This window comes from Fibrobacter sp. UWH1 (assembly GCF_002210365.1).
Taxonomy (GTDB): Bacteria; Fibrobacterota; Fibrobacteria; order Fibrobacterales; family Fibrobacteraceae; genus Fibrobacter.
In genome coordinates this window covers 60404-84994 of record NZ_MWQG01000016.1, presented here as the reverse complement: position 1 = coordinate 84994, position 24591 = coordinate 60404, and the positions used below count along the sequence as shown (strand labels likewise).

Here is a 24591-nt window from a genome sequence, read left to right as displayed (position 1 = left end):
TTTTTTGCATCCTTCAGATTCCGCTCGGATTATGCATTTGCAAATAGAATTCGGGAAATCTTTCTCCTTTAACCTTCATTCTTTAACCTTTATCCTAAACAGCGCCCCACTGTTCACGGTAGGCGTAAACCTTTTCCAGGATGCCTTCCGGAGCGTTGATGGCCTTGCGGTTTTCTTCCTTTTCCAGGAAGGCGATGATGTCGTTGATGTTCACGATGGAGTGAGCTTCAATTCCGTATTCTTCCTGAACGGTCTGCAGGGCAGACTTGCCGTTGTCCAACTTTTCCTTGCGGTCCACGGAAATCAGAAGACCGATCACATTTGCGTTTTCGATGTTCTTGAGGATCTGGAGGGTTTCGTTCACGGAAGTACCAGCGGTAATCACATCTTCGATAATGACTACGTTGGTCTTTTCAGCATACTTGTAGCCTACCAAGGAGCCGCCTTCACCGTGGTCCTTCACTTCCTTACGATTGTAGGTGAAGGTCAGGTTCTTGGCGTACACGTCGGAAAGCTTCATGGCGGTAGCTGCGCACAGGGGGATGCCCTTGTAGGCGGGACCATAGAGGTTGGTTGCCTTGCCGTCAAAATGTTCGACGAAAGCGGCGGCGTAGAATTCTGCCAGCTTGGAAAGGGATGCGCCGGTACGGAATTCTCCGGTGTTGATGAAATACGGGGTGTTACGGCCGCTCTTGGTTACGAAGTCGCCGAACTTGAGGGCGCCGGATTCTACCAGAAAATGGACGAATGCATCAGTCTTTGTCATTTTAAAACTCGCTGTTTTTTATGGATATACAAAATTTGGGTTCTATGCGTTTGCCCCGGTCAGCATGGCGGCGATATTTGCAAAGACGCCAGTCTGTTCGGTCAGGATTTCTGCGGCAATCAGGATGGCTACCACCAGCACGCAGACTCCGATATAAACGTAGAAGGATTTCTTGAAACCCTTAATCTTAAGCTTGAAGATCAACCAGACTACAACGCTCAGCACGGCGCTGAAAACCCATGCGGCCATGGCGCCCAGGCTTACGCCGGGAATCATGTTGATGACATAGGTGAGGGCGATGCCCGGTGCGAAGTAGAAGAGGATGCACAGGACGCACAACAGGGCGAAACCCACATAGTGGGAAAATCCGCGTTCCCTCTGGACGATGACCTGAGGTTGTGTCATGGAGGGGTCGTAAGTCGGTTCTGCAACAGGTTCGGCAACCGGTTCCACGGGAGCAGTTGCGGCCTGGATTTCGGCTTCCTGATTTTCAACTTCCTGATTGTTCTGTTCTTCGGACATAATTCCTCCTTAGAGAATAAAGGTACGGCCGTTATAAACGAATACGCGATGTTCCAGCCAGAGCTTCAGGGCCTGGGACAGGGTGCGCTTTTCGATATCCTTACCCAGTTCCACCAGTTCATTGATGCTGGCGGTTTCGGGCACGCGCTGGATGTCCTGGGCGATAATGGGACCCTGGTCCAGGTCTTCGGTTGCGAAGTGGGCGGTGGCACCGATAATCTTCACACCCTTGTTCCATGCCTGATGGTAGGGCTTGGCACCCTTGAATGCGGGCAGGAAGCCGTGGTGGATGTTGATGATGCGGTACTTGAATTCTTCGGTAAAGGCGGCAGAAAGAATCTGCATGTAGCGGGCGAGCACCACGGTGTCGGTCTTGGTTTCTTCGATAATTTCGCGGAAACGGTTTTCCGGAATGTTCTTGTCGGGATTAGACGGAACATAGTAGAAAGGCACGCCGAAGGAGCCGCCTACAGCTGCCAAGTCAGTGTGGTTGCCTACGATACAGCTGAATTCGCAGGGGAGATCACCGTCGCGGTGCTTCAGGAGCAGGTCGTAAAGGCAGTGGTCTGTCTTGGAAACGAAAATAGCGACGCGTTCCACCTTGGTGGTGTCGAAAAGTTTCCAGTTCAGCTGGAGGTGACCTTCCAAGGTTTCCAGAAGCTTGCGGACTTCTTCAATATTTTCTGAATCTGCTTCGAAAACTGCACGGAGGAAGAACGTTTCGATGTCCTTGGCGGTATGCTGCTGGAGATCGATGATGTTTGCACCGGCCTTGGCAAGAACTTGCGTGGTGCCGGCAATAAGGCCCTTTTGGTCAGGGCAATGAATTTGTAAAATGTAACGTGTGATAGCCATGGATAAAAAGTTAAAAAATCCCTGTTGACTTTATTGTTTTGTTTACAAAAAACAGGCCCTTTTAGGCCGTTGTTTATTTTGGGTCCTTGTTGATTTTAGTTTATAAAAAGATGGTTTGAAAGTGTACCGAAAAATGCTATAATTATATCACAAATCTCTTTTGGAAAAGAAGGAACAATGAATTTCAATCGCATGATCAAGAGCGCTGTCTTTATGGCATTTGGCATGGCTGCAGTCTGCTCTTTTGCAATTCCTCCCAAGACTTGGGACGCTATTTACAACGCAGAAAACGAAGGTGATTACACTTCTGCAAAAATCGAAGGCGATATCCGCTTTGGCAAGTACACCCATTACAAGGCTGTGCAGCCGGTGTCCTTCAAGGTTGAAGAAGGTCCGTTCGCATTCTCTGTAGCCGGTAATCTGACTGTCGTTGCAGATAAAATTGAAAAAGAAAATTTCTATGAAGTCTGCGGCGAAACCAAGGAGGCCTGGATTTCCTATTTCAACAAGCCTCGTACTTTTGTAACTGGCAAAGGTAAGGAAAAGTCTGAAGTAGAACAGATTATCAATATTGCCGGTGTGGATCTGGCTTGCGGTAATGAGCTGTTTGCCGTGTCCGATCTTCGCATCAAGTTTACCAACGAAGCTGCCCAGGAAGCCTGGAAGAAGGAACTGGAAGGCCGCGAAAAGTACCGCCGCGAAAAGGTGGCTGAATTCCGCCTGGCCGAACAGGAAAAGCGTGCTTCCCTCCGCGAAGTTTCTGGTATGTTTACCGACCCCCGCGATGGTCAGGTTTATCGTACCATTAAGGTGGAAGGCCGTGAATGGTTTGCCCAGAACGTGAACTTCAACGTAGATGGTCATTCCTGGTGCTACGAAGATAAGGAATCCTACTGCATGCGTGGTGGCCGCCTCTACGATCTGGAAGGCGCTCGTAAGGCTTGCCCCGAGGGCTGGCATCTGCCCCGTGACCGCGAATGGCAGGACATGATTACTGGCCTTACCCACTGCTATGATGGTGTTGACAAGTGCGAAGCTTTTGCCAAGAAGATGAAAGCTACCACTGGCTGGCAGGGCGGTGGCGGTACCGATGAATATGGCTTCTCCGTATTCTCTTCCGGTTACCGTAAGATGATTGGTAAGTCTACCGTTCGTTACGAAGACATGGGTGAATACGCCGGTTTCTGGTCTGCTCAGAATGGTCGTAACGAAACCATCTGGATTTGGGCTATGGGCCGCATGAGTGACCAGATGGTCCGTCAGCTGGTTCCCAGCAAGACCAACGCCTACTCTGTCCGCTGCATCAACGGAAACTAGTATTGAGTTTTGAGCAACGAGCGATGAGCCGTTGTTGCGAATAAAAAAAGAACCGCGGTTTGATCGCGGTTCTTTTTTGTTGAAGGTGCCGCAGGTTTTGGCTGCGGCTTCTGTATTACATGGAGCGAATCGGGAAGAGGCCCAGGAGGTCCAGGACGTTTTCCAGGACGATCTGGGTGGACTGCACCAGGAACAGACGGGACTTTTCTTCGGCGCTGCCGAGAACTCGGTCTTCGTGGATGAACTTGTGTGCGGCTTCTGCGATTTCCAATGCATACTGGGCGAGAACGCTGGGTTCGTCAGCGGCGACAGCGCCGAGAATCTTGTCGGCCTTCTTGGAAAGAAGGTTGATCAAGCTATAGGCGGCATCGTCTGCCAGCTGGTCGTAGTTCACGTCGGAAACGGGAACGGTGTAGCCGGCCTTGCGCATGATGCTGCAGAGACGGACGTGTGCGTTCTGGACATAAGGACCAGTGTCGCCTTCAAAGCTCATGACGGCATCCCAATCAAAACGGACGTCCTTCACGCGGCTGTTCTTCAGGTCGTTGAAGGTCAGTGCGGAAATACCGATCTGGCGGGCAATCAGTTCCTTGTTTTCCAGTTCCGGATTCTTGGCGTCGATGAATTCAAGAATCTTCTTCTGTGCGGCTTCAATGACGTCACGCAAAAGGCTTGCGGTACCTGTACGAGTCTTACCCTTTTCCCACTTGCCGTCCACCAACTGGAGGATCACGCCAAAGGGAATGTGGTACATATTGGTGTACCATTCGCGGCCCATCTTCTTAAGAACATGGAATACCTGCTTGAAGTGCAATGCCTGACCCAGGTCGACCACATAGAGGCACTTGTCGAAGTTGTATTCCTTCATGCGGTAGTCGGCTGCGGCCAAGTCGCGGGTTGCGTACAAGGTAGAACCGTCGCTCTTGCGGATCAGGCAGGGATTCAGGTCGAATTCGTCCAGCATCACCACGTCCAGATCCTGGCTCTTGATCATCAGGTTCTTTTCGCGGAGTTCGTCGAGGATCGCGGGAATCTTGTCTTCGAAGAAGGATTCGCCAGTGTAATGGTCAAAGCCGACGCCCATCATGTCGTAGATGCGCATCAGTTCCTTCAGGGTTGCGGCCTTAAAGGCAGACCACAGGGTGCGGTAGAATTCATCGCCCTGTTCCAGCTTGGTAAATGCGGCGCGTGCTTCGTCTTCGAGACCCGGCTCTTCCTTGCATGCCTTGGAGAAGGCTGCATAAAGGATGTTCAATTCCTTGACTGTCAGGGAATCCAGGGTGGCCTGGTCGGTGGGACGATTTTCGCGGAGGTACATCACGATCAGCTTGCCGAATGCGGTGCCCCAGTCGCCCAGGTGGTTGATTCGTTCGACCTTGTAACCGGCGGCCTTGTAAATACGGCTCAGGGAGTTACCGATCATGGTGGAACGGAGGTGGTGGAAAGCCAGTTCCTTACCGATGTTGGGGGAGCTGAAGTCAATGCACACGACCTTGCCGTTGGATTCCTGGTGGCCGTAGGCGAGACCCTTTTCGGCGATAGCTTCGAGAGTGGACTTTGCCAGGAAGTTGCGGTCGATAAAGAAGTTCAGGTAACCGTTCACGGATTCCACCTTGGAAAGACCTGCAGGGAGCTTTACCTGGCCAGCCAGTTCTTCGGCGATAATCTTCGGAGCCTTGCGCATGGTCTTTGCCAGCGAGAAGCAGGGAAGGGTGAAGTTGCCGTGGGTGGTATCAGGCGGCACAGAGATAAGCTTCAGGGCGGCGTCGGCTTCGAATGCGCCGGTGGCTGCCAGGGCGTTTGCAATTTCTTGCTCAAACGAGTTCATTGTCGTCTCCAGACTTCTTGGTGGCTTCGCGAACGAAGTCGGCTTCATTCAGTTCTTCAATCTTGCCGTCGGCATACAGACGGTCCAAAGAAATTTCGGCGCGCTTTTCTTCTTCGAACAGGTGTACCATCAGGTCCAGGCCTGCGTCGAATACGGCCCAGCGAACACCTTCCTTGTATTCCACACCAAGGGATGAAAGCTTGTTGGCCTTGAATTCCTTGTGGAGTTCATTGAGGATAGCCTGCATCTGGGCTTCGCTTTCGCAAGTAGCAACCAGGAAAAAGTCGGTTACGTCCTTGATGCCGCGAAGGTCGATAAGTTGCACGTTCTGGGCGCGCAGTTCAAAAAGAATGCTTGCTCCCAGCTGGATGGATTCCGGCAGGTCATTTCTTGTTGTCATTTTGTATTTCCCTCTTCGGGTTCGATGATTTGTTTAAAGTCTTTTCCGATATATACCGCTGCGTCTACCACGGCTCGCTTACTTGCCACAACCAGCACGTTGTCGGTCTTGAGCGCCCTGGCCAATGCCTGCGCGCCTTCCCATTCCGGATTTCGCAGCACGATGATCGTCTCGTCGTAATTCTGCAACCGGTCATTGCGGGAACTGACCACGTCAAAACCATTCTGTCTCAGGTAATTTCTCATGGAGGCAGCAGCACCCTGCATACCACAGCTGTTCAGGACTTCTACGTCGCCCTTGTAAGAGCGGACTTCCTGAACTTTCGGGGCTTCAACTTCTTCCTTGCACCCGAAAATTGCCAAACACGCAATGAGACAAAAAGGTATTCTTGCCAGTGATAATCGCATCAGTGACAAAAAATAGAATTTCTCCAGGGGGAGCAGGGACCGTCGTAGTATCTGTGAGGCCCATAAGCCTTAACTGCATCGTTTTCGTTTACCAGCATCAGGCGGACGCGGGTATTTTCGCTGGGTTTATACTCCAGGGCCACGTCGGGAAGGATGAAATCCACCTTTCCCTGACGCAAATCTTCCTTGGCGATGGGCATCCCGAAACGCAAATTGCTGTATAGCGGCATCCAAAGGCCAAGGTCGGCGTAAAGGTGCAGATCCGGGGTGAATTCGTATGCCAGGTGGGCCATGTAGGTCTGCTGGGCGAAACTGCCGAAGCTGCCGCCCACGAAGCTGACGGAGTAGCTGTAGCCCACAGACAGGGCCGGATCCAGCGAGGAATGGCGGAGCAGACGGTCACGGTCAAAACGTTCCCGATTCCAGGGGATGCCGCTTCGTGAGGCCTCCACGGGCAATTCTTCCACATAGACGGTGTCCACGATGGTATCCCTGGAAACCTCCACTGGCGAACTTGCTGCGGACGATAAGGCGAGCTGGCTCGCGACAATGGCGGTTAGGATACCCACATCCAGAATATAGAAAAGCTTGGAGGGGAGGCTTGGCTTTTATATAAGCAGAAGAGCACCCGCCAAGGCGAGTGCTCACAGTCATATGGTAAAAAAAAGAAATTACTTCTGGACGATTTCGTTCTTTTCGTTCACGTGAACCACGGTGGGAGTCCAGCTCTTTGCTTCTTCAGGGCTCATGGTGGCGTAGGCGACGATAATCACCAGGTCGCCTGGCTGAACCAGTCGGGCGGCGGCGCCGTTCAGGCAAATCACGCCAGACTTGGCGGGGCCTTCAATGACATAAGTATCCAGACGGGAACCGTTGTTCACGTCAAGAACGCCGACTTTTTCGAAAGGGAGGATTCCTGCAGCATCCATCAAGTCGCGGGCAATAGTGATGGAACCTTCGTAATTGAGGTTGGCATCGGTAACTGTTGCGCGATGAATTTTGCTTTTGAGTAATTCTAGCTGCATTTTAAGCGCTTAGAACTTTACGCCGAAGAAACCTACAACACCCTGATCCGGAGTGGGGAGGATTCCATAGCTGAAACGGTTTGCGTCGGGATTGTTTTCCCATTGAGTGCTGAAGAATGCGTCTGCGAAAGACCAGATGTGTGCGCCGGCGACAGCCAGCAAGCCATACCACCAGTCAGAAGCGCCATCAGCTGCAAGATAAACGGTAACACCAATGCCAACTACTTCGAGAGCGTCCATCCAGATGGCCTTCATAGACTGATCGGTCTTCCACTGGTACAGGGACGGGAGCAGGAGGGAGAGGTAAGCGTACTGCTGATCGCCAGAGTGATTGCGGTAGGAACGGTCGATATCTGCATCTTCCATGCCACCAGTACGCTGGTTCAGCCATTCTTCTTCGGAAACGCCCAGCTTTTCCCACGGCTTCTGGAGGTATTCAGAGGGGCGAACGCCAGTTTCAACCAGGTGGGTCAGCTTATCGCGAGACAGGCCTTCTTTCTTAGCCTGCTGGAATTCCCACTGGGTGAGACCAATTTCTTCGTAATTAAAACCAGCCCATTCATCGCTGGATGCGGTTGCTTCACCGACTTCTTCGGTGTCATCGGAGCCATAAGAGTAGGATTCTTCGTCGTCGGACTGTGCAAAAACAAGTCCTCCGCAGAGAAGCAGCATACTTGCAATTTTACACAATTTTGACATTTTCCAATCCTTTCTTAGCCCATTCACTCGAATTTAATGCCGGGGGAGGGAATCGAACCCTCACACTCTCGCGAGTACCGGATTTTGAGTCCGGCGCGTCTACCAATTTCACCACCCCGGCTAGGGGTACAACAAATATAGAACACTTTTCTTTTTTTGGGAGGCAGAAAAGCTAAAAAACCGCGATTTTATGTAAAATTATTTTCTCAAAAGGGGCTGGTACTCGATTTTTTGCTTTACCAGTTTGTCTGCGGCGAAGTCAATGGCCGCTTCCTTTGTCGCAAAGTGACCTGTATGCACCAGGTACAGGATCTTTTCGCCGCGGGGCTGCTCCACGATAGTGCAGGCAATTTTCTGCTTTTTCAGGTTGTTCACCATCAAGTCCGCATAGGCCTTTACGCTGTAGGCGCCCAACTGGAGGATCCAGTATTCTTCGGAAGACTTGTCGGCTGCCGGGGCTGCAGCGGGTGCTGGAGTTGCTGCGGGGGCTACAGCCGGAGCGCTTGCTTGAACTGCAGGTGCCGGCTGGGCGGCAACAGGTGCTGCGGGCTTGGTTGCTTCCACTGCGGGTTTAGGAGCTTCTGCAGGCTTCGGACTTTCTGCCGCGGGTTTTACTTCTGCAGTCTGAGTTGCCGGAGCGGGTTGCGCCGCAGGCTGGGTGGTCGGCTGTGCAGGAGCCGCAGCTTGTACAGGGGCGGTGGCTTGCGTCGGGGCAGGTGCTGCAGCCTGTGCTGGAACGGCAGGTGCTGTTGTGGCGGGTTGTGCCTGTGCGGGAGCTTCGGCGGCTTCAGTCTTTGCCTTCTGCATGGCGGCCAGGGAATCAGGATTCTTCAGCAGTTCGCAACGTTCCTTCAAGTCTTCGTTGCTGCTCTTTGCCTTTACTGCGGTACAAACCTTCTGGAGTACCACGTTGTGGTGGGGCTTGGATGTCTCGATGGCGTGGATCAGGTCCTGGGCGGCCAACTCGTACTTGCCCAGGTAAAGGCGGAACTGGGCGCTGGTCATCATCAGGTCCGCGTACAGGGATTCCTGGGGGCTAACCTTCTGGACCAGACTATCAAGGCGCTTGCCTGCCTTCTTGAAAGAGGCTGCATCGCCGGTTTGAGAAAGGGCGAGGATGTTCCACAAAAGGCATTCTGCCTGTTTTTCCTTGGGCTGCATGGGGCATGCCTTTTCGTAGGCGCTTGCCGCTTCTTTCCAGTTGCCGGAAACATAGGACTTCTGTGCGTTTGCCAGGGCTGTTGCTGCGTCCTGTGCGCTAACGCTAATTGCGGATAAAAGAATTGCTGCTAGGGTTAAATGCTTGCTAATGTAATTCATCCTGATGCCTTTTTTAGTCCAATAAAATCTTAATCGTCCAACAAGGTGCCGCGAAGGGTCCAGCCCTTCATGTCGTCAATTTTCACCTTCACGTAGTCGCCGGGCTTCACGATGCGGGTGGGCTTGAAGATGACCTTCTTGAAGTTGTCGGTCTTGCCCATGAATTCGTTTTCGTCGCGGCTGGAGCAGCCTTCCACAAGGAGCGTCTCGGTGCGGCCGATCATCAGCTCGTTACGTTTCTTGGTGATGCCGTTCTGCAGTTCCACCAGGCGGGTGTGACGTGCCAATTTTTCTTCGGCGGTCAGAGTTTCCGTTTCCTTGTAGGATTCAGTTCCCTTGCGGGGGCTGTAGATAAACATGAAGGCGTTGTCGAACTGGCAGGCTTCAAAGGCCTTCATGGTGTCTTCGAAGTCTTCGTCGGTTTCGCCCACGAATCCGCAGATCACGTCGGTGGAAATACCGTACAGCGGGTCCTTGCTGCGAAGCTGCTCAATAACGCTCATGTACTGTTCCATGTTGTGCTGGCGACGCATCTTCTTCAGCATGTTGTCGCTACCACTCTGGATAGGAATGTGGGCGTAATGGCAAACCTTGGGGTTGTTCAGCAGAACATCGATGAGTTCGTTGGTGTAGTGGCGAGGATGGGGGCTGGTAAAGCGGATTCGTTCAATGCCGCCAATCTCGGATACACGGGTAAGCAGGTCTGCAAAATTGTTGTCGCCGTTTTTGTAGGCGTTCACCGTCTGGCCCAGCAGCATCACTTCGGTAATGCCCTTGTCCGCTGCCTTCTGGACTTCCGTCAGAACGTCGTTCATGTCGCGGTACTTTTCGGGGCCGCGGAGGTAGGGAACGATGCAGTAACTGCAGCGCTTGTTGCATCCACGCTGGATGGTAACGAAGGTGCTGAAGTCGTGCTTCACCTTGGCGTAATCGCCTACATAGTTCTGGGTGATATCTTCATCCAGGAACATGCGGTGGTGAGTCTTGTGCAGCGGGCTATCGGGGCCAGCCAACAAAAGCTCGGGAATATTCTTGTACTGGTCCGGACCTACGACGTAGTTCACCACCTTCAGTCGCTTGAGAATTTCCGGACCGCGGTTCTTGGCCATGCAACCGCAAACCACCACCTTCAAGTCCGGGTTAGCTTTCTTCAGCTTGCGGTACTTGCTGATGTTGGCGAATGCGGTGTCTTCTGCCTTTTCGCGTACGGAGCAGGTGTTGACGATGATGAAATCGGCTTCGGTAATGTCGCCGGTTTCCATACAGCCTTCCATGTCCAGCTTCTGGGCAATGAGGGCCGAGTCATATTCGTTCATCTGGCAGCCGTAAGTGGCCAAGTAATATTTCTTCATGAGGATTGCAGTCTGCTTATGGTTTTAACGGCGGGTAAGATAGAAAAATTCAGTGTGTGGGCTGCTGCGCGGGGTGCTTGCGAGGGACTTTTCTGCGGAGGATGAGGTGTTTTCCCGAAAAATGGGCTCCATTGGGAGGGAATGTGGTGATTTGGAGTCCATGATTTTGAATAAATTAGTTGAAAATGGGGCGGTTGAGTAAACTGTAGGCCGGGCATTGGACTCCAATATGACCAATATTGTTTATTTGGAGTCTATATAAATACCCATAACACAAAATCTACTATAGACAAAGTAATTTTATGGGCTCCATTTGCCTACTAACTGACTATTTGGAGTCCAAAAATCATCGAAAACTCATTTTGCAACCGTGAAAAAGCTGTTTTTACGAGGCGATTTTTGTAAATTCGTTCTGTGCGTGAGTGCGCACTATTTTGTATATGGCCCATAACCAAAGGTATTTATGAAGACTTTGGAACTTTTACCGCCAGATACAATTCTGGCGTCAGTCCAGAAACGTGCAGAAGAACTGCTCTTTATTATAGAAGAAAAGATGCGCTCTTTAAGTAAGGCGCCAGCGGGGCGAATCAAACTGATTCGTCGTGGCGGGAACATTCACTGCTATCATGTGACAAGTTCAGCAAAACCTGCCGGTAAGTACATTCCCGTTTCGGAGCAAAAATTCATCAAGGCGCTTATTCAGAAGGAATACGATCAGACGGTTTTAGCGGAACTGCAATACCAGCTAAAACTGATAGATAATTTCATAAAGAAGTATAATCCTTCTAAGGTGCGGGAATTATTCGGATCCCGCGGAGAATTGCGTCGCGGTTATATCTCTCCGGTAACGCTATCCGATGAGGATTATGCGGCCCGCTGGCTTGCCCAATCATACAAGTGCAAATCATTTCGTGAAGGGGAGCCTGAATTTCTCACCAGCCGCGGGGAACGAGTCCGCTCCAAGTCTGAGATGATTATTGCAGACATCCTGGCGAAAAACAACATTCCTTACAAGTACGAGCTCCCTCAGCAAATGAAGGCCGCGGGCGGCAAGCTGATTCCGGTCTATCCCGATTTCACCTGCGTGAATCTCCGGACTCGTCAGGAGTTTTTGTGGGAGCATTTAGGACGTATGGATGATTCGGACTACTCGATGAAAACGGTGATGAAATTGCGCACCTACAGCAAGAACGATTTTATCCCTGGCAAGAATCTGATTCTGACCATGGAATGTGATGGCATCCCGCTGGATCGTAAGGAAGTGGAAGCCCTTGTAAAAACCTTTTTGCGGTAGACCGCGGCTCTCGTCGTCCGAGCTTTCTTATATTATGGACATGGCTCGTTTCTTCTACAAATGCTTAGGCCGTTTTGCCCTTATGACTGCAGCCGCCCTGTGGGCAGGTTGCGACAATGCTGAGAAGAGAGAATCTGTAAAGGAGGAGCCTGCAAGGGACATTTCTTCTAGCTCCTTGCTGAAAAAAGAAATCAAGGATTCCAAGTATCTTCCAAAACAAGAAAGTATTGTTGTCCAGGGAACTACTGTTCTCTACGGAACGATGCCTGTTGTTGGGGATTGTCTTTATGGTTGTCATACACCGATTGGCGAATCAAAAGCGAAAGGGCTAGTGAAGAAATTGACTGAACGGGATCTTAAATTTGAGGGATCTCTTTCTGGTGAGCATCTATCTAAAATTGTATGTCCACGAACACAAGGTCTTCGCCATATCTACAATAAGTTCTTAAAAAAGAAGCCTGGATTTGAAGGCCGCTTGGTGTTGCAGCTGACCATTGCTCCTGACGGCTCGATAACCAATGCTGTCGTAAAATCATCAACCACTGGTTATGACGATTTTGACGCAGAAATAAAGACGGCTGTAAGTCGTTGGAAATTTGAAAAATCCGACGGAATCACCTCTGTGACCGTTCCGTTTGAATTTTCGGAATCGTCGGATAAATAGGGCTGAGCGGCCTATTATACCAGCTTCAGCAAGTCCTTGATATGCCTGATGGTGTATTTGGGCTCCAGGGGCAAAAGATTTTCGGGACGGCCGAAACCTTCCAGGCAAATAATGCTGTCGATGCCGGCGTTCTTGGCGGCCATTACATCGGGGGTATCGTCGCCAATCATCACGGCTTTTTCGGGAGCGACATTCAGTTCTTTCAAAATGGCGTAGATGCCGCCAGGACCGGGCTTACGTTCCGGAGTGGTGTCTCCGCAAAGATAAGTGACAATTTTGTCCGCGGTGATACCCTGCGCGGAATCCCCGTTCCCAATTAATCCAAATTTTTCCAAAATCTTCTTTGCCGGTGCCACGGGCTTGTTGGTCAGCATGGCGGCGATTTTCTTGCTTTCGTCGCGACTTTCACTACCGCAAATCCAGTCTATAAATTCCAGCACCCCTTCGTAGGGTTCCGTGTCGATGGTGCAGTGATCCCAGTAATAATCGGAGTAAACTTTCAGCACTTCATCGATTTTAGCTTCGTCAAAACCTGCGCCTTCTAAAATCGCATTTACCGCTTCCTTGTCGCGAACGTCCAAGTGGTCAGCGGGATTCTTTGAACCGTCCGGTTCGCCGGCAGTCTTGCCTGCGCCGAACATAATGCCCGACGCTACAGACCTGCGAATCAGATTCCTGGACCCGTTCCCGATGCAACTTCTCACGTTGTCCTTGGAAATTTCCTGAATGCCGAACTGCTTCAAAGCGTAATTCACTGCGGGAGCCAAGTCCCCCAGGCTGTTGAACATGGTGCCGTCCAAGTCGAAAATGAACAGTTCCTTGCGGGCCAATAATTCTTTCAGTTCTTCGCTGCTAGTCATTTCAAAAGCTCTTTGATTTTTTCTTTGACGATTTCGAGATTGTTGTTGGTAAGAATGGGTATCAAACTATTGATTTCTTCAATGGATTTGTCCCACCATTTCCATTCTAGCATCAGGTTGATGAGTTCGTCGTCAAAACGTTTGCGGATGGGTTTTGCTGGGTTCCCTGCGACAATGGTGTAGGGGTCTACGATTCCTGAAACAACACTGCAAGCTCCGATGATTGCGCCATCCCCAATTTGTGTTCCCGGGAGGATTGTCGCATTCTGACCAATCCAAACGTCGTTGCCGATGACTGTATTCCCCTTGAAGGGCATGTCCTCTGGCTTTGGCGGAGCCATGTCCCACCCTTCAAGAGTGTAGAAGGGGTATGTGGACACGGAGTTCATTTGATGATTGGCGTCGTTCATGACAAACTCAACACCCGCTGCAATCTGGCAGAATTTTCCGATAATCAGCTTATCTTTGCTCCAGGGGTAAAAATGAGTGACATGACTTTCGAATTCAGAATCAGCTATATAAGTAAAATCCCCAACGATGATGTTTGGATTTTTGATGGAGGGTTTTACGTAGATTTCTTTATCGTATCCGGCGATGGGATGAATATTGTTTGGATTCGGATTCATATCAGCTATCAAAAATAAAAAACTATTTTTGCATCCATCAAAAGCTGCTTGGTTTATGTCTAAATTCATAGATTATATAGCCTTCCAGTTCGGAAATCCCCGAGGTTTTGTGGGAAAGGTTTGCTGCCGTTTCATCCGTCAACAGGTGGATTTTGAGAATCACCAGGTCAAGGATATTGTAAAAGACAAAAGCTTTGTGGTTATTTACACCAAGACGTAAAAAGTTTGTATATTCATGCCATGAAGAAATTTTTTAATACCCGCGCAATTATCGGCGCATCCATTTTTGCTTCGGCCCTTGCAACCGCTGCATTTGCTATTGATCCCGTTGTCTTTACCCCGGCCGTTTACCCTATCGGTGAAGTGAACCAGGGCGACGTCAAGCATTTTGTCTTGAAGGGGGCTAATGTCTCCGGCAAGGAAATCAAACTAGAAAATGTAATGTGCCAGGGGAATGGCTGCTCCAATTTCAAGTTCCCGGCATCCATTGCCAATAAGGGACCGGTGGTTGTAGAATTCGACATGGACTTCTCTGAAATGGAAGGCCCTATTAGCCCCACCGTCGTGCTGGTGGGCACCGATGGCAAACCCTATACTGCCGCTATGGAAGGTACCGTTAAGGCTCCTTTCTTCTTTAGCGAAAAGATGTTTGACGCTGGTTACTATACCGCCGGCGAGAAGCGCGAATGGTCCTTCTACGTGTGGGAGACCGACAAGAAGGCTCGCCCGGATCTGACCCTTTCAGATGAAGCCGCCAAGGATTTCTCCATCAAGACCAAGAACGTAAAGGTTAAGGTGGACGAAAACGGCAAGGTCACCGAAGGCGGTAAGATTCCCGCTCTCAAGATTACCTTGACTACCAAGGGTCTGAGTCGTGAAGGTTGGGAACAAAAGCAGCAGAGTATCCGCAAATTTGTGGGCTTTAAGAGCAAAAAATACCCCAAGGCCACCCCCGAAGTGCTGGTTGTTGGCTTCTGGAAGTAAAAATTTGAACTTTTTTCGGCGTATTGCCTTGCAAATTTTCAAATATTAACTACCTTTGGTTCACTCTTAATTGAGACCTCGGGATGTAGCTCAGCCTGGTAGAGCGCTTGAATGGGGTTCAAGAGGTCGCTGATTCGAATTCAGTCATCCCGATAGAAAAACCACAACGAAAGTTGTGGTTTTTCTTTTTTTTTGTGCCTAGTGCGATTATGGGCGTTTAGAAAAGTTCTAATCAGCGTTCAAATGAAAAAGGCCTTGGCTTTTGCCAAGGTCTTCTATAAAGTTTGCGGGACTATTAAGCTTTATTAATATCTTCGTCTGTGAAGTTCAGACCATTTCCCGCAGCGCGTTCCCCAAAATCGGTAACTACGGTCGGGACGCCATTCTTTGAAATTTCATTCATTTCGATGGCTGCCGCTTCGTAGTCTGACTCGGTGGTCCATTCGGGTTGCCATACCACAACCTTGTTTCTGCCGGATTCCTTGCCCTGGTACAGAGCCTTATCGGCCAGCTGGATGCTACGGTCGGCTCCGAGACGGTGGTCAAACTGGGAGACGCCCAGGGTGATGGTAATGTTGATGGTGTAGTCGGCGTAATGGACTGTCATCATCTCGATTTGACGGCGGAAGCGTTCTGCAACGGCGGTTGCCCCTTCCAGATCTGTTTCGGGCAGGAGGGTCAGGAATTCTTCGCCACCATAGCGGGCAAAGACGTCGTACTTGCGTAATAGTCCGCGGATAGTCTGCGATACGGATTTTAGGATGACGTCACCGCAAGCGTGGCCGTAGGTGTCGTTAATTACCTTGAAATGGTCAATGTCCACGAAGATGAAACAGAATGGCTTTCGACTGCGCAGGGTCCTTTCGATTTCATTGGCTATAGTCTCATTCATGTCACGGCGGTTGGGGAGTCCGGTCAGTTCGTCTGTTCTTGAAATCAGGTCCAGTTTCTTGTTGGCGATTTTCAATTCCTTGGTTCGTTCGGAAACTTCCTGTTCCAAGCTCTTACGATGGGCTTCCAATTCGCGGATTTGTCGCTGGATTGTTGAAATCATGACGTTAAAGGCTTTGGACAGCATGCCGATTTCGTCATTACGGTTACCCACATGAATCTGCTCCATTTCCTTGCCTTCGACGATTTCGTAGATATGGTAGGTCAGATTGTTCAGAGGCAGGCCCATCTTGGCAAACATCCAGGCGGCCAGGAAGAAAATGATGAACATGGAAGCTACCAGGATGACCCAGTTGCCCACGGAAGACGATGTCACCATGTTGTCAATTTCGCTCTTGGGCTGGAAGGAGAATAGGGCGAAGTCGTAGGCAGAATCATATCTGAAGTTGGTCAGATAAGTGACTCCATCGGCCAGGGTGTGGTATTCTGCACTCTTCGTGTCAAAATTTTTGGGGTCAATATTTAGTCCCAATTCTGCAATCTTGTGGGTTCCCGTGAGCCATTGTTTCAAGTCCGGATGGTAGAGGATTTCGCCTAGGCTATTGACTGCCATAACGAAACCATTCTTGCCGACCTTATACTCTACCAGGTGCTTCCAGATGCGGCGCAGAGAGAAGGTGGCTACCAGGCTACCGTCACCGGCAGCGCGGTTGACGATACCGATTGCAAAGATCCTCTGGGGAGGGGCGTCTTGTGACGTTCTAAACCAGGGGGTAATGTAGGGGCGGTGGGGGGTTATTCTGGAAAATTCAATGGGGTAGGGGGATTCCGTGGGGGAACTGACCATGGCGTTGTCGCATACGAACTTGTCTTCGCGGTCGTAAACGGTAACTGTTTCTCCTGAGATAAACAGGGACGAAACGCTGTAGCTTTTAAGGAAGCTTGCCGCTGTTGTCGGCTCCATGCCCTGCAATTCGGACGTCTTGGTCAAGAGCGAAAGCCTGTCACCGAACTGTCGCATTTCGGTTGTGGCTGTGTTCATGATCTGGGCTAGCTGGGCTTCGTTATTGTTGAAGTTCCACTCTAGCATCAGGTCGTTCTGTTTGTCGTTCATGAAGAACGTACTTCCCGTGACCACAATGGTCATGGAAACTAGCAGGACCAGGATCACCTTGAAGATGATACTTCTGGAAAACCTTGTTGCCAGGGACTCGTTCATAAGTTCAGTTATCTCTTTGTTTTTCTACGGAAATTAAAGGCGAAACCAAGGGCTATCATAACGATAAATACCAGGGGTGCCTTTTTAAGATTGTCGTTGACGATGTTGTTTTCTGCAGTGTTTGTGTCCGCGGTTGCGGTGGTGGACGGATCTTCTTTTTTCTTGTTCAGTTTTCCCCACAAATTCATGAACTCGGCCTGGGTCATGATATTGTTGGACGGGTAGTTAAGCTTTCTGTCGATTTCGATGGTGTACTGCTTGAAAACATCGTACAGCTTTTCTTCGGAGTACAGGGAAGGAATTTCAACCTGTTCCCAGACGGAACTGAACATGGCGACAAATAACTGTTCCAGATCGCCCCATTCAGGGATGGCGACGTAAGTTTTGCCGGTTGCGAGTGCGTTTATCAGTTCGCGGTAGTCTTCGTCTTCGGACCACTTTTCAAGCACTTTCTTGGAAGTGGGCAGGAAGCCGATCTGCTTGGTATAGGCGTCCTGATTTTCGTCTTCGACCAGGAACTTTAGCAGGGCCTTTGCCTCTTTACGTTCGTTTTTGGCGGGAATGGCCAGGTTGCTTCCGCCGATGAAGCTGACAGAACCAGCGGAACCTCTGGGGATAGGAACCACCATGACGCTATCTGTGCCGATGCGGGCGTTGGATAGACCGCCTTGGGTGCCGTGGATTCGGGTCTGCATCACGATTTCGGAAGTGCTGATGATAAAGGCCAATTCGCTATTGTTGAACTGCTGGGCGATTTGGGCTGTGTTGGCCTGAAGGGCTTCGGTTTGGACCAGGCTGTCCAAGATGAAGTTCAGATAGAGGGAAATGCCGTGGAGAGTTTCCTTTGAGAGAATATTGGCGTGCCACTTGCCGTTATTGTCTTTTTCGATGAACGATCCGCCGTTGCTCCAGATCCAGGGGGCGAAGTTGTGGGGGATGTTCCAGTCGCTCTTGCCCGGGAAGGCGTAGCCGCGGATGGTGGCGCCGTCGTCCTGCACTTCCTTGGCGGCATTGACTTCACGGATTGCCTTGACAAAGCCATCGTAAGTGGCTAAGTCGTTCTTGGAAATGTTGTGCTCCTTGAGGATGCGCTTGTTGGCGAGAATGGGGCGAATATCGATAAACCAGGGCACGGAATAGATGGTGGTATCACCGTCTATATGGGTGGTATTCCAGCTAACAGAAACGAAACGGCTAGGGTCTACTTCGTTAATCCAGTCGTTTAGGGGCTTGATTTCGTTGCGGGAGGCAAAATAGGGAATCCAGGTGGTGCCCAACTGAAGTACGTCGGGGGCATCCTGACCGGTTGCCAGAGCCTGTGAAATGCGGTTCCAGGCTTCTCCCCAGTCTAGAACCTGAACTTTTGTGGGAATACCGGTTTTCTTGGTGAACTGTTCAAGTCGTTGCTCAAGTTTTTCCTGAGGGGTGGCTCCGTTCGGCATAATCCACACGGTAAGGGGCTGATTAGCGGCCCAGACTGCGGTAGATGTTACCATTGCCATGATCGTGGCTGTAACGGTTTTTTTGAGATAATTGAACATTCCAACTCCTTGACAAACACTCAAAAACGGGGGGGGGTGTGTACCACCCGCAATGTTAAAAGTATATTATTTTTATAATAAGATGGGCGTTTTGTGCATAAAAATGGATTTTTTCGCCGGTTCTTTGAGGTCCTCTCCGTGAGCCAAATCAAGGTGAAAAAAAAATACCGGACTGATGACGAAAATCTTATTTTTTTTACCTATATTTTCTTATGTCGAACCTAACCGACAATTTCTTTACTAAGGAGTATACAATGAAAAAAGGTCTCATTACCCTTCTCTGCGCAGGCATGATCGTTCTTACCGGTTGCTATGGCAAGAATGCTTGCTTCAACAAGATTCACCAGTGGAACGGCACCCTCGGTGACAAGTGGATCAACTCCATCGTCCACTTCTTCCTGATGGTTATCCCGGTTTACGGTATCGCTCTCGGCCTGGTTGACGGTCTCGTTCTTAACACTGTTGAATTCTGGACTGGCTCCAACCCCCTCGCTGCTGACGACAACTACTATGAAAAGGATGCTCAGGGCAATGAAATTGCTGCTGTGAAGAACGCAGACGGCACCATGTCTGTTGAAATCACCACCGCTAAGGGTGAAAAGGCTAACCTCATGCTCCAGCGCGATGAAAACGTTGTCCGCGCTCTCGATGCAGAAGGCAACTTGGTTGCTCAGTACGATATCGCTAAGTAATTCTTAGTTATAACGAGCTTAAAAGGCCTCCCGCCATGGCGGGGGGCTTTGCTTTTATTATCTTAGAGCTATAATGTTAGGGCGTGTTCATAAAAATGCAGGTTGGGTGTCTGCAGTTCTTGCCATGGTCGCTTTGTATCTGGCGGCCTGCGTGGACGATTATGTCGCCCGCGGCAATGCGGCCCTGCGTATCGGCGACTTTGAACGGGCCATTTCCAATTTTTCGAAGGCTCTTGACGAAGATCCGGCTAATCGGGATGCCCGTTATGGCCTGGCTCTATCTTATTATACTACTGCTGAAGATGGGGAACGTCTGCGGCTTCCGTCTTTTGACCTGTGGAGTCGAGCCGCCCGTGAATTCAAGATCCTTTCTAGAGTGGATAGCAGCGGACGGATTAACGCTAACTATTCGACCTGCCTTTTTTACCTGGCCCGTGCGACCTTGGCCCAAAACGAGGGGGCCAATGTGCTTCCGTTGTTGGACCAGTCGATTCAGCTGGATAGCGTCAACTACTTCAGCTACAATCTGAAGGGGCTGATACTTTCCCATCGGGGACGGGGGAACGATTTGGAACAGGCCAAGAAGATTTTTATCCATATCGTGACACACGACCCGGATTTTATTTCGGCCTATGTGAACCTGGGCAATGTCTACTGGGAAGAGGGCGATGTGGAATCGGCCTGGGATATCTGGTCTATGGGGCTGGAGAAGGCTCCCGATCATGAGGATTTGCTGCGCTGGACCCGGGTGGCTGAAGACTCTCTGAAGGCCATGGTCTTGTCTGGGGAACTATGACCGAGGTGAGGTTCCCTAAAAAGTCCCTGTTGGATTCGGCGACCAGGTGCTTCTTGCTTCATGAGGGCGGGGAGGCCTGCGTCTATGGGCTTTCGGTGGAGGGCCGCGGCAACCTTGTGCTGAAATGGTACAAGTCCCATGCCCGCTTTGACGGGAGCGTGATTTCTTCGATTGCAAACAGTCCTGTGGACGGTCTTTACCGGATTCTGGAGTTTGGAGAGCGGGAGGGTACGCCCTATGTTCTCTATGAATTTATTGATGGGGTGGCATCGGCGGAGTTTGATGTAATTCCTGTGGCGGAGGCGCTAGTGGCCCTGCGGCAGGTGGCAAAAACCTTGTCTGCGTTAAGCGAAAAAGGCTCCCATCATGGAGACCTGAGTCCGTCTAACGTTCTTTTGACTGCAACTGGAGATACTGTCCTTATTGACTTTGGGCTGGTGGGTCTTGGGGCGTATGCCTATGCGGCGCCCGAACGGTTCCGCGGTCGAACCTCAGATGCCCGATCCGACATGTATAGTCTTGGCTTGCTGCTGTACCACTGGATCTGCGGAAGGGACTTGGTTGAGACGGATGTTGTCTTGAAGACGACCGGAAAGTTGGACAGTCTCGATCCATTTGTTGAGTTGAAACCTACCGAAAAACTTTATGAAACCGGGATTTTTTTTCCTGGAGAACTGGCGGCTCTCGAACCGATCTGGACGGGACTTTTGCGGAATAGTCCGGAGGAACGCTTTGAGGATTTTGACGAACTGGACGAAGTCCTTGAGATTGCCCTTTATAAGGTATGCGGTGGTGAAATTGCGATCCTAAAGAACAAGCAGAATCTTGCCGGACGAGTTGAAAAAATGCTACAAAATGTTCCGGCCTTTTCGGAACCCTCGGATTTTTGCCCATTTCCCTATCATGTTGCCCAGGGAGTGGGAAAAAAATTCCCAGTGAAACTATCGGTTTTGTGCGGCTTAGGACTTATATTATTGATTGTAGTGGCTGTCCTTGTTTTTGGGGACCGGAATCCAGATATCGATGATGTGGCTTCCATGGTTCTTGAAAATTCCAGGAATCTGGAACTGAAGGATCTGCCTGCTTCGGAAGTTAATCCATAGCTTATAGAGGTGCTCATGAAATCTGAATCGATGCTTGCCACGGAAAAAATGTTGGATGTGGTGAAGACTCTTTTGGATGAGGAGCAGCCCGAGAGTCTTTTCCCGAAAATTCTTGAAGTGGCCCGCGGGGTCCTTCATGCCGATGCCGCTGTGCTGGATATTGGTGGCGAAAAGCCGCTCCACCTGAGCAACCCTGAGTCGGTGGCGATTTCTATTTCTGCCGTAAGGCTGGCCAAGGCCGAAAAGCGGGCCGTGGTGTGGAACCAGCTGGATGACGAAAACGCTGACCTTTCCAAGTCCATTGTGCAGAATCAGCTGACCAGCATTATGGTGTCGCCGTTCCGCACGCCTGAATCCGAGGCGGGATATCTGTACTTGCAGCGTGCCGCCCGCGAGGAACCTTTTACGGAAGACGACAGTCAACTTTTTGACTCCTTTGTGGCGGTGTGCGAAAAGTTTGCCTTTGCCATGTTTGACAGGCTCCGCGATAAGGAATCGCTGGATGTCTTGAAGAATGTTGTTCACAAGGACGGGGTGGTGTACTCCAGCAAGGTCATGTCGGACCTGATTGCCCTGGCCGATAAATTGGCCACTTTGCCGTTGCCCGTGATTGTCCGTGGCGAAACGGGTACGGGGAAGGAGGTCATTGCCCGCTATATCCATAAGCATAGCCCCCGCAGCGACAAGCCCTTTATTGCAGTGAACTGCGGCGCCATTCCGGAACACTTGATGGAATCTTTGCTGTTTGGACATGCCAAGGGTTCCTTTACCGGAGCTATTGAAACTCGCAAGGGTTTCTTCGAAGAGGCTGACGGCGGCACGATTTTCCTGGATGAGATTGGCGAGTTGCCTATGAACATGCAGGTTAAACTTTTACGCGTTCTGCAGGAAAAGCATATTACCCGTGTAGGTGACAATCGCGAAATTCCTGTAAATGTCCGCGTGATCAGTGCGACCCACGTAGACCTGGAAACAGCCGTCAAGGAAAAGCGCTTTAGGGAAGACTTGTATTTTAGAATCCAGGTGATGCCTGTGGTGATGCCCGCCTTGCGTGACCGCGAACAGGATGTGGTTCTGCTGGCACAGGAATTTCTGACCCGATATGGTGCGGAATATGGCCGCGGTAAGTTCCGTCTGAGCCGTAATGCAGAAAAGGCCATGCTCAGTTATTACTGGCCGGGCAATGTCCGCGAACTGGAAAACAAGATTCAGAAGGCCTTGGTGCAGGCTGTTCATGGCGTGGTGCAGCCTAAGGACCTGGGATTGGACGACATGCAGGCTCAAGTCAAGGATTCTCCCAGATCTCTGAAGGAGGCCCGCGAGGCGGTGGATCGTGAAGTTATTGGCAGGGCCCTGCGGGATAGTAACGCAAATCTTACCCTGGCCGCATCCATTTTGGGAATTGACCGCAAGGTGTTGCGCGAAATTATGGAACGTCTGGGAATGCATAAGGAAGACTTCAAGAACTAGTTGTTATATTTTGGCAGACCTATGAAAGGGTTTTGCCTAAACGGATAGTTGGCACGGATATTGCGAAAGTAAGATGATGAATAAGAACACTTTCATTTCGATACTGATGATGGCTGCGGCGCTGAGTTTCGGTGCCGAGTCTTCGATGCGTCCGATGTCTTCTGTCCCGACCCCCGCCGAAAGAGCTGAAATTTCGAAAGAAACGCCAGATTTGGGTGCGAAGGAAAGTGAAGACTGGCAGAAGATGCGTGCCGAAAGACGTAAGGCCCGTGAACAGATTCTCTCTGATTTGCGAGGTCGTTCTTCAATGGAAAAACAAAATTTCCGTCAGAACACGGTGAAAAAGCGGGACGAAAATGCTCACTTTGAGGGGGAATTCCCAAAAAATCAATCTCGCGAGCGCAACCCTTTTTATGAGCGTCCTGAGTCTCAGTACGGTTATCCTCAGCGAGAAAATCGCGGTCCCGGTTTTGAGGGGGATCGCCACCGCTATTAATGCGTTCGCTGGCGGTAGTTGTTCTATTGCTTGTGTCTGCGCTTTGGGCCGAGACTCAGCAGGCGGCATATTACCGTGCCATGCAGGCTGAGGAGGCTGGTAATCTAACCGAAGCCTTGACAGCCTTTGAAGAGGCCGTACTTATACCTGGTCCCTATACCGAAGAAATCCAGGAAATTATAAATCAGTATAAACTGGCGCTGGACTTTACTGATTCGTCGGAAGTACTTGTTTCTGACAGAAGTTCTTCTTTGTCGTTCCGTTTTTTGGGAGACCTTGGTTTTTACGGTCTTCATTACACAGAGAGTGGCTGGGTCGAAAAAATAAGCGAAGATGGCGGTGACCTGTTCTTTACCCTTTCCTCTTTTGCCGATTATGCGGTTGGCGATTATATCCATTCCCTTGGCGTTTCCGCTATGACGGACTGGTTCTTTGATAATGAGGATATGCCCGCTCTGGATACCAGCGACTGGAAACTGACTCTTGGCTTGGAATATGTGTTGGTGGCGCCAACTTTTGTTCTTGATATGGGCGTGGATTTTAATACGGCCCCAAATGAAAGTTTTTCCCCTTCTTTTTATTCCTGGTTAGAAAAGGATTTCTTTAAGTTTGAAAAACAGCGGGTAGGGGCGGCTCTCTGGGGATACTACGATACAGATGGTCCCCTATCTTTCGCCGTGTATGGATCTTGGCATCGTTCTTCTGTGTACGGATGGAATGGAAATGTCTACCTGGGCGTGCGCCTTGAGGCAGACTCCGTTGTGGACGTCAAACGTTACATGGCTGATTACGAGGCGGCGTACAATGCTGCTTACGATGAGATGGACGGTTTCAATAATGAGGACCCCTTTAATGGCGGATTCAATAATTGGGAATTTTCTGATGGGTGGAATGCTCCGTCTTATATGGGAGGCTATGGCGGTTATAACGGTTATGGCGGATTTTATGACAATGAAAATCCTTGGGGGGATAATCCCTTCAATGGAAACCCCAATGGATGGGGGGCGTTCGAGGAAAACTTGGGGGACTCCTCTTCTACGGTATCTATTGATGTTCCCATGTACAAGTCTTATGGCAAGTGGATTGGACCTTCCCTGCGTTCAAAATTATCCTATAAGTTCCGCACAAAAATTACGCTGGAAGGCGTAATGAACCTGTACTATGGTGTTGTGGTTGCCGGTCCAGACGATGATTATGAACAACTTAAAAAGTTCAGTGGGGTATGGGGAGCGACCTTGTCTTGGGCTCCCAGTTGGCTTACGGTCTACCTAGGTATGGAAATGCTTTACCGTTGGTATGACTTGCCGATCTACTATAAAGGCATTTACGCCAAGAGCGGTTTCCTTTCAGAAATCAAGACTGGCGTTAAATGGAATTTCTAATGGAGATAGTGGGAGTCGAACCCATGACCTACTGATTGCGAACCAGTTGCTCTACCAACTGAGCTATATCCCCAGGTTTTGC

The 24591-nt window shown here is 50.3% G+C and carries 26 protein-coding genes and 3 tRNA genes; 12 read left to right on the top strand and 17 right to left on the bottom strand.

Annotation, left to right across the window (positions count from 1 at the left end; all coding sequences use genetic code 11):
- Nucleotides 1-94: 94 nt before the first annotated feature.
- Genes pyrE through purU form a run of 3 tightly spaced genes read right to left on the bottom strand, consistent with a single transcriptional unit; the run spans nucleotide 95 to nucleotide 2143 of the window.
- Complete coding sequence (gene pyrE / locus B7992_RS09100) at nucleotides 95-766, bottom strand: orotate phosphoribosyltransferase (RefSeq protein ID WP_073155678.1); 672 nt, start codon at nucleotides 764-766, stop codon at nucleotides 95-97.
- Between the two features lie 42 nt (nucleotides 767-808).
- On the bottom strand, nucleotides 809-1288 hold the full coding sequence (locus B7992_RS09095) for a hypothetical protein (protein ID WP_073155680.1): 480 nt from the start codon (nucleotides 1286-1288) through the stop codon (nucleotides 809-811).
- 9 nt (nucleotides 1289-1297) lie between these two features.
- Nucleotides 1298-2143: a formyltetrahydrofolate deformylase gene (gene purU / locus B7992_RS09090; protein ID WP_088666100.1), complete on the bottom strand. Its 846-nt coding sequence runs from the start codon at nucleotides 2141-2143 to the stop codon at nucleotides 1298-1300.
- A 177-nt stretch (nucleotides 2144-2320) separates the two neighbouring features.
- Here purU and B7992_RS09085 point away from each other — a divergent pair, with 177 nt between their 5' ends.
- Nucleotides 2321-3460 (top strand): fibrobacter succinogenes major paralogous domain-containing protein, encoded by a 1140-nt coding sequence (locus tag B7992_RS09085; protein WP_073155685.1) that lies wholly within the window; start codon nucleotides 2321-2323, stop codon nucleotides 3458-3460.
- 115 nt (nucleotides 3461-3575) lie between these two features.
- Here the strand turns inward: B7992_RS09085 and argS are convergent, their stop codons facing one another.
- The 9 genes from argS to miaB all read right to left on the bottom strand — a co-directional run bounded on the left by argS (nucleotide 3576) and on the right by miaB (nucleotide 10491).
- The gene (argS, locus tag B7992_RS09080) at nucleotides 3576-5288 is read right to left on the bottom strand and encodes an arginine--tRNA ligase (RefSeq protein ID WP_088666099.1); all 1713 of its coding nucleotides are present in this window, start codon (nucleotides 5286-5288) and stop codon (nucleotides 3576-3578) included.
- Nucleotides 5275-5688, bottom strand: coding sequence for a ribosome silencing factor (rsfS, locus tag B7992_RS09075; RefSeq protein WP_073155691.1), 414 nt, complete (start codon nucleotides 5686-5688; stop codon nucleotides 5275-5277). Before rsfS ends, argS begins: the two co-directional genes overlap by 14 nt.
- Nucleotides 5685-6050, bottom strand: a complete 366-nt coding sequence (locus B7992_RS09070) for a LytR C-terminal domain-containing protein (protein ID WP_073155694.1) — start codon at nucleotides 6048-6050, stop codon at nucleotides 5685-5687. The genes rsfS and B7992_RS09070 overlap by 4 nt, the downstream gene beginning before the upstream one ends.
- Before the next feature lie 44 nt (nucleotides 6051-6094).
- A complete protein-coding gene (locus B7992_RS09065) occupies nucleotides 6095-6664 on the bottom strand; it encodes a hypothetical protein (protein WP_249505360.1) in 570 nt (189 codons plus the stop codon).
- A 102-nt stretch (nucleotides 6665-6766) separates the two neighbouring features.
- Complete coding sequence (gene panD / locus B7992_RS09060; RefSeq protein ID WP_073155699.1) at nucleotides 6767-7120, bottom strand: aspartate 1-decarboxylase; 354 nt, start codon at nucleotides 7118-7120, stop codon at nucleotides 6767-6769.
- Nucleotides 7121-7129: 9 nt separating this feature from the next.
- Nucleotides 7130-7819 (bottom strand): hypothetical protein, encoded by a 690-nt coding sequence (locus B7992_RS09055; protein ID WP_073155702.1) that lies wholly within the window; start codon nucleotides 7817-7819, stop codon nucleotides 7130-7132.
- Nucleotides 7820-7856: 37 nt separating this feature from the next.
- A tRNA-Leu gene (locus B7992_RS09050) sits at nucleotides 7857-7940 on the bottom strand.
- A gap of 77 nt (nucleotides 7941-8017) precedes the next feature.
- Nucleotides 8018-9139: an SPOR domain-containing protein gene (locus B7992_RS09045; protein ID WP_088666098.1), complete on the bottom strand. Its 1122-nt coding sequence runs from the start codon at nucleotides 9137-9139 to the stop codon at nucleotides 8018-8020.
- Between the two features lie 29 nt (nucleotides 9140-9168).
- Nucleotides 9169-10491, bottom strand: coding sequence for a tRNA (N6-isopentenyl adenosine(37)-C2)-methylthiotransferase MiaB (gene miaB / locus B7992_RS09040; protein ID WP_088666097.1), 1323 nt, complete (start codon nucleotides 10489-10491; stop codon nucleotides 9169-9171).
- 463 nt (nucleotides 10492-10954) lie between these two features.
- Here miaB and B7992_RS09035 point away from each other — a divergent pair, with 463 nt between their 5' ends.
- Nucleotides 10955-11785, top strand: a complete 831-nt coding sequence (locus B7992_RS09035; RefSeq protein ID WP_088666096.1) for a hypothetical protein — start codon at nucleotides 10955-10957, stop codon at nucleotides 11783-11785.
- 40 nt (nucleotides 11786-11825) lie between these two features.
- Nucleotides 11826-12449, top strand: coding sequence for an AgmX/PglI C-terminal domain-containing protein (locus B7992_RS09030; RefSeq protein ID WP_158535479.1), 624 nt, complete (start codon nucleotides 11826-11828; stop codon nucleotides 12447-12449).
- A 14-nt stretch (nucleotides 12450-12463) separates the two neighbouring features.
- On the opposite strand, the gene B7992_RS09025 is transcribed toward B7992_RS09030, so the two are convergent.
- Both B7992_RS09025 and B7992_RS09020 read right to left on the bottom strand, forming a co-directional pair.
- A complete protein-coding gene (locus B7992_RS09025) occupies nucleotides 12464-13309 on the bottom strand; it encodes an HAD family hydrolase (protein WP_088666095.1) in 846 nt (281 codons plus the stop codon).
- Complete coding sequence (locus B7992_RS09020; RefSeq protein ID WP_176421898.1) at nucleotides 13306-13935, bottom strand: CatB-related O-acetyltransferase; 630 nt, start codon at nucleotides 13933-13935, stop codon at nucleotides 13306-13308. Before B7992_RS09020 ends, B7992_RS09025 begins: the two co-directional genes overlap by 4 nt.
- Before the next feature lie 55 nt (nucleotides 13936-13990).
- Here B7992_RS09020 and B7992_RS16645 point away from each other — a divergent pair, with 55 nt between their 5' ends.
- From B7992_RS16645 to B7992_RS09010, 3 genes are all read left to right on the top strand, one after another.
- Nucleotides 13991-14155, top strand: a complete 165-nt coding sequence (locus B7992_RS16645) for a hypothetical protein (protein WP_158236565.1) — start codon at nucleotides 13991-13993, stop codon at nucleotides 14153-14155.
- Between the two features lie 20 nt (nucleotides 14156-14175).
- Complete coding sequence (locus B7992_RS09015) at nucleotides 14176-14919, top strand: hypothetical protein (RefSeq protein WP_073282796.1); 744 nt, start codon at nucleotides 14176-14178, stop codon at nucleotides 14917-14919.
- A gap of 79 nt (nucleotides 14920-14998) precedes the next feature.
- A tRNA-Pro gene (locus B7992_RS09010) sits at nucleotides 14999-15072 on the top strand.
- 142 nt (nucleotides 15073-15214) lie between these two features.
- Here B7992_RS09010 and B7992_RS09005 read toward each other — a convergent pair.
- Complete coding sequence (locus B7992_RS09005; RefSeq protein WP_073155723.1) at nucleotides 15215-17029, bottom strand: sensor domain-containing diguanylate cyclase; 1815 nt, start codon at nucleotides 17027-17029, stop codon at nucleotides 15215-15217.
- An 8-nt stretch (nucleotides 17030-17037) separates the two neighbouring features.
- Nucleotides 17038-18570 carry an extracellular solute-binding protein gene (locus B7992_RS09000; RefSeq protein ID WP_088666094.1) on the bottom strand — a complete coding sequence of 511 codons (1533 nt, stop codon included), beginning with the start codon at nucleotides 18568-18570 and terminating at the stop codon, nucleotides 17038-17040.
- Between the two features lie 254 nt (nucleotides 18571-18824).
- Here B7992_RS09000 and B7992_RS08995 point away from each other — a divergent pair, with 254 nt between their 5' ends.
- The 6 genes from B7992_RS08995 to B7992_RS08970 all read left to right on the top strand — a co-directional run bounded on the left by B7992_RS08995 (nucleotide 18825) and on the right by B7992_RS08970 (nucleotide 24509).
- Complete coding sequence (locus tag B7992_RS08995; protein WP_073233738.1) at nucleotides 18825-19262, top strand: DUF3332 family protein; 438 nt, start codon at nucleotides 18825-18827, stop codon at nucleotides 19260-19262.
- A 73-nt stretch (nucleotides 19263-19335) separates the two neighbouring features.
- Entirely contained in the window at nucleotides 19336-20058 is a 723-nt protein-coding gene (locus B7992_RS08990) for a lipopolysaccharide assembly protein LapB (protein WP_088666093.1), read from the top strand.
- The gene (locus B7992_RS08985; protein ID WP_088666092.1) at nucleotides 20055-21161 is read left to right on the top strand and encodes a phosphotransferase; all 1107 of its coding nucleotides are present in this window, start codon (nucleotides 20055-20057) and stop codon (nucleotides 21159-21161) included. The genes B7992_RS08990 and B7992_RS08985 overlap by 4 nt, the downstream gene beginning before the upstream one ends.
- 15 nt (nucleotides 21162-21176) lie before the next feature.
- Nucleotides 21177-22631, top strand: coding sequence for a sigma-54-dependent Fis family transcriptional regulator (locus B7992_RS08980; RefSeq protein ID WP_073282802.1), 1455 nt, complete (start codon nucleotides 21177-21179; stop codon nucleotides 22629-22631).
- 73 nt (nucleotides 22632-22704) lie between these two features.
- Nucleotides 22705-23127, top strand: a complete 423-nt coding sequence (locus B7992_RS08975; RefSeq protein ID WP_073282805.1) for a hypothetical protein — start codon at nucleotides 22705-22707, stop codon at nucleotides 23125-23127.
- A 26-nt stretch (nucleotides 23128-23153) separates the two neighbouring features.
- Nucleotides 23154-24509 carry a hypothetical protein gene (locus tag B7992_RS08970; RefSeq protein ID WP_176421897.1) on the top strand — a complete coding sequence of 452 codons (1356 nt, stop codon included), beginning with the start codon at nucleotides 23154-23156 and terminating at the stop codon, nucleotides 24507-24509.
- On the opposite strand, the gene B7992_RS08965 is transcribed toward B7992_RS08970, so the two are convergent.
- Nucleotides 24510-24582 (bottom strand) — tRNA-Ala (locus B7992_RS08965).
- Between the last annotated feature and the right edge of the window lie 9 nt (nucleotides 24583-24591).

What these genes read in the sequence shown, in the direction of transcription:
- B7992_RS09085 (WP_073155685.1), top strand. Translation starts at nt 2,321, where the DNA reads ATGAATTTCAATCGCATGATCAAGAGCGCTGTCTTTATGGCATTTGGC.
- B7992_RS16645 (WP_158236565.1), top strand. Translation starts at nt 13,991, where the DNA reads ATGTCTAAATTCATAGATTATATAGCCTTCCAGTTCGGAAATCCCCGA.
- panD (WP_073155699.1), bottom strand. Translation starts at nt 7,120, where the DNA reads ATGCAGCTAGAATTACTCAAAAGCAAAATTCATCGCGCAACAGTTACC.
- rsfS (WP_073155691.1), bottom strand. Translation starts at nt 5,688, where the DNA reads ATGACAACAAGAAATGACCTGCCGGAATCCATCCAGCTGGGAGCAAGC.
- B7992_RS09015 (WP_073282796.1), top strand. Translation starts at nt 14,176, where the DNA reads ATGAAGAAATTTTTTAATACCCGCGCAATTATCGGCGCATCCATTTTT.
- B7992_RS09035 (WP_088666096.1), top strand. Translation starts at nt 10,955, where the DNA reads ATGAAGACTTTGGAACTTTTACCGCCAGATACAATTCTGGCGTCAGTC.
- B7992_RS09005 (WP_073155723.1), bottom strand. Translation starts at nt 17,029, where the DNA reads ATGAACGAGTCCCTGGCAACAAGGTTTTCCAGAAGTATCATCTTCAAG.
- B7992_RS09030 (WP_158535479.1), top strand. Translation starts at nt 11,826, where the DNA reads ATGGCTCGTTTCTTCTACAAATGCTTAGGCCGTTTTGCCCTTATGACT.
- miaB (WP_088666097.1), bottom strand. Translation starts at nt 10,491, where the DNA reads ATGAAGAAATATTACTTGGCCACTTACGGCTGCCAGATGAACGAATAT.
- B7992_RS08995 (WP_073233738.1), top strand. Translation starts at nt 18,825, where the DNA reads ATGAAAAAAGGTCTCATTACCCTTCTCTGCGCAGGCATGATCGTTCTT.
- B7992_RS09045 (WP_088666098.1), bottom strand. Translation starts at nt 9,139, where the DNA reads ATGAATTACATTAGCAAGCATTTAACCCTAGCAGCAATTCTTTTATCC.
- purU (WP_088666100.1), bottom strand. Translation starts at nt 2,143, where the DNA reads ATGGCTATCACACGTTACATTTTACAAATTCATTGCCCTGACCAAAAG.
- B7992_RS08990 (WP_088666093.1), top strand. Translation starts at nt 19,336, where the DNA reads ATGTTAGGGCGTGTTCATAAAAATGCAGGTTGGGTGTCTGCAGTTCTT.
- B7992_RS08980 (WP_073282802.1), top strand. Translation starts at nt 21,177, where the DNA reads ATGAAATCTGAATCGATGCTTGCCACGGAAAAAATGTTGGATGTGGTG.
- B7992_RS08975 (WP_073282805.1), top strand. Translation starts at nt 22,705, where the DNA reads ATGATGAATAAGAACACTTTCATTTCGATACTGATGATGGCTGCGGCG.
- B7992_RS09000 (WP_088666094.1), bottom strand. Translation starts at nt 18,570, where the DNA reads ATGTTCAATTATCTCAAAAAAACCGTTACAGCCACGATCATGGCAATG.
- B7992_RS09025 (WP_088666095.1), bottom strand. Translation starts at nt 13,309, where the DNA reads ATGACTAGCAGCGAAGAACTGAAAGAATTATTGGCCCGCAAGGAACTG.
- B7992_RS08985 (WP_088666092.1), top strand. Translation starts at nt 20,055, where the DNA reads ATGACCGAGGTGAGGTTCCCTAAAAAGTCCCTGTTGGATTCGGCGACC.
- B7992_RS09095 (WP_073155680.1), bottom strand. Translation starts at nt 1,288, where the DNA reads ATGTCCGAAGAACAGAACAATCAGGAAGTTGAAAATCAGGAAGCCGAA.
- B7992_RS09020 (WP_176421898.1), bottom strand. Translation starts at nt 13,935, where the DNA reads ATGAATCCGAATCCAAACAATATTCATCCCATCGCCGGATACGATAAA.
- pyrE (WP_073155678.1), bottom strand. Translation starts at nt 766, where the DNA reads ATGACAAAGACTGATGCATTCGTCCATTTTCTGGTAGAATCCGGCGCC.
- B7992_RS09055 (WP_073155702.1), bottom strand. Translation starts at nt 7,819, where the DNA reads ATGTCAAAATTGTGTAAAATTGCAAGTATGCTGCTTCTCTGCGGAGGA.
- argS (WP_088666099.1), bottom strand. Translation starts at nt 5,288, where the DNA reads ATGAACTCGTTTGAGCAAGAAATTGCAAACGCCCTGGCAGCCACCGGC.